The following is a 740-nucleotide window of genomic DNA, read 5'->3' as shown; positions in this document are numbered from 1 at the left end:
CGTGACCCCGAGCCCGTGCCGCTGGTCAACCAGCACGTGAAGCGGTGGCGCAAGGACGGTCTGCTGGAGATCCGGGCGTTGCTGGACGCGGTGACCGGCGCGAAGTACGAGGCGCTGCTGGACCCGCTGGCCAAGCCCCGCCCGGACACGCCAGAGGAAGGCCCGGACCTGCGCTCCCGCACCGAACGCGAAGGCGACGCTCTAGCGGAGCTGGTCGACCTGATGCTGCGCGCCGACCAGCTACCTGAGCACGGCGGCGAACCGGTCACGCTCACCCTGACGATGCGCTACGAGGATCTGGCTGCTCAGGTAGGCCAGGCCACGCTGGACAACCAGGAACGCGTCCCGGCTGCCCAGGTCCGCCAGTTGGCCTGCAACGCCGGGATCATCCCGCTGGTGCTGGGGGAGAAGTCGCAGCCGATGGACATCGGCCGCAAAACCCGCACCTTCCCGGCCGGAATCCGGCGCATCCTGGTCGCCCGCGACCATGGTTGCGCCTTCCCCGGCTGCGGCAGACCACCCAAACACTGCGACGCCCACCACATCCACCACTGGGCCGACGGCGGTGTCACCTCGGTCGACAACGCGGTACTGCTCTGCCGCCACCACCACACACTGATCCACCACAGCGAGTGGACAGTGCGGATGGTCCACGGCATACCCACGTTCTATGCCCCGGCGTGGCTCGACCCGCAACGCAGGCCAAGACGCAACCTCCTCCACGCCGCAGCGGCATGACA

General features: G+C 68.9%; 1 protein-coding gene. It reads left to right on the top strand.

The genetic code is table 11. The annotated features are described in order from the left end of the window. A partial coding sequence (locus DI276_RS04935) for an HNH endonuclease signature motif containing protein (protein WP_198680459.1) occupies positions 1-738 on the top strand: 738 nt, incomplete at its 5' end. Positions 739-740 lie beyond the last annotated feature (2 nt).

Origin of the sequence: Lentzea terrae (genome assembly GCF_003265345.1) — a bacterium.
GTDB lineage: Bacteria > Actinomycetota > Actinomycetes > Mycobacteriales > Pseudonocardiaceae > Lentzea > Lentzea terrae.
Note: the sequence above shows the minus strand (reverse complement) of the source record. Positions and strands in the feature narration are given on the sequence as shown.